A 2,018-nucleotide genomic window follows, 5' to 3' on the forward strand; every position below is an offset into this window, starting at 1 on the left:
ATGTGCCTCTTCTACAAAACCTGCTTCCACAGGATTATTGTGAATGTAATCTAATTTTTGAGAGATTACTTTACTGCTCCACAATTCGATGGGTTTGTTATTTTGTTGCCAGAATTGGCGGTTTTTTACATTGCTATTCATTTTTCCTGCACGCTCCATCATCCAAAGCATCCATTCTTTTCTGCTTTCTTGTGGATTTTCTTCAATTAAGCTTTGAAGGTATTTTGATGAATAGGTTTTAAACTCTTTAAGAATTTTACCCGGATCAGAATTTTGAGCATTAAATATCAAATGAATATGACTAGGCATAATGCAGTAAGCATATATAACCATTCCTTTGTTTGTGCAACAATACTCTAAGCTATTAGCAACAGCAGCAAAATATTGCTCCCGAACAAAAACATCTATCCAATATACTGTTGCAAAGCTAACAAAGTACAGGCCTTCTTTGTTATGAATTAAAAATCGACGAAGTCAAACTTATATTTTCAACTCAAATCCGTTTGCTTTTTATTCTCTCTAAAATAAACAATATATTGAAATTATGAAGAATAAAATCATATGTTGAGTATTATAATCAACCTACAGCTTGGTTCTTCTTCTGCCGTGCTGAATACGAGCTACAAGCTCGCACTAGCAGAGGGAGCTCTTTGCACGCTTGCAGCGCATGTTTTCCTGAATAGTAAGAGAATAATTTGAATTTTAAGCCTGTATCTCGATTACGAATATTTTTCCATTGGTATCACAAGACGAAGAATGGCGGAAAGTGAGGGAATGACAAGGGATAACAAATCCCCAAACACAAGCTACAAGCTCGCACTAGCGGGGGTAAATCTCCCACAACTTTTGATTTTATCCATAAAAATTTTAACTTTCGAATCAATCTGATATATTATGAATGGAAGTGCTTGTTATTTTAATATATAATATGAGGAAATTATTAATACATCTCGCCATTCTTCTTTTGATTATTACATTTTCAAGTTGTGATAAAGAGAATCATTCTGAGGAGATGCAAATCAAGGAGAATGAAATATCAAGACTTGAAACAAAGTATGGGATTGAGTTCAAAAATGAAAAAGATATTGGAGGTTCCATTAAAAACATAATTCAGTTTCAATCATTAGAAGATTTTGAGGAATTTATGCAAAAACTTGAAGATGGAATTGAATTAAAATCTTTAAATAAAACAAAAATAGCTGAAGATGAATATGCAACAGGTTATAAATTCACATTTTCAGATCGTTTTAGAACTATAATTAGAAATACTTATTTGACAGTTTATTTGTATTTCGATGGTAGCGCTGGTGTTGATGGCAAGGTTAAGGTATTACTTGATTATTCATTTGGATTTATAGGCTTTGATACTCCTTGGGACAATTATTGTTCATTTTATACGCCAAATACTATGGTTTTTTTATGTAAAAATGAAATTATTTTTAAGGTGTTGGGAGTTGGATTTTCGAAATCACCAATCGTGATATCTGGTTATGCTTACTTAAAAACCCGTAACGTTAATGTCCAAATGTCAATAAATAACGAAAGATATCCAGTTATAAAAACTCCTAAAATATAAAGACATGTTTAGTGCATACACTCCCACAGGATATTCAATCTTATCTGTGCTAATTATTTTAATTCTGTCATTTGTTTTTTTTATTATTAAATTTATAATGAGAGCAAATAAAAGTGCAAAGATTATAATTGAAAATCAGAAGAAAAATGATAAAAAAATTACGAGATAAAACACTTACTATTTAGCTAAAAAGAGAGACACGAAGCTCTCTTTTTAATTATGGTGTTCTGGAATTGTAATTCCCCTACCGCACGATTGCATCGTATGATATTACATTACTATAATCACTCCTTCCAAAATTCCCTTATCGCCTCTAATCGAGTAGGTAGAGGGATTACTCCCTCGCCCTCTCACACCACCGTACGTACTCTCGTATACGGCGATTTCAAATTAATTTTGTAACAGTACATATTTATTCGACATATTAAACAAACCTAAATCC

2 protein-coding genes are annotated in these 2,018 nt (G+C 32.1%); one reads left to right on the plus strand and one right to left on the minus strand.

Annotated elements, in window-relative coordinates; genetic code table 11:
- Nucleotides 1-459, minus strand: a 459-nt coding sequence (locus BZG01_RS21200; protein ID WP_180327424.1) for an REP-associated tyrosine transposase, incomplete at its 3' end; no start/stop codon positions are given.
- Nucleotides 460-928: 469 nt separating this feature from the next.
- On the opposite strand from BZG01_RS21200, the gene BZG01_RS21205 reads away from it, so the two are divergent.
- Nucleotides 929-1,576, plus strand: coding sequence for a hypothetical protein (locus tag BZG01_RS21205; RefSeq protein ID WP_180327423.1), 648 nt, complete (start codon nucleotides 929-931; stop codon nucleotides 1,574-1,576).
- The last annotated feature ends 442 nt before the right edge of the window (nucleotides 1,577-2,018 follow it).

It is taken from the genome of Labilibaculum manganireducens (assembly GCF_002843385.1).
GTDB lineage: Bacteria > Bacteroidota > Bacteroidia > Bacteroidales > Marinifilaceae > Labilibaculum > Labilibaculum manganireducens.

What these genes read in the sequence shown, in the direction of transcription:
- BZG01_RS21205 (WP_180327423.1), top strand. Translation starts at nt 929, where the DNA reads ATGAGGAAATTATTAATACATCTCGCCATTCTTCTTTTGATTATTACA.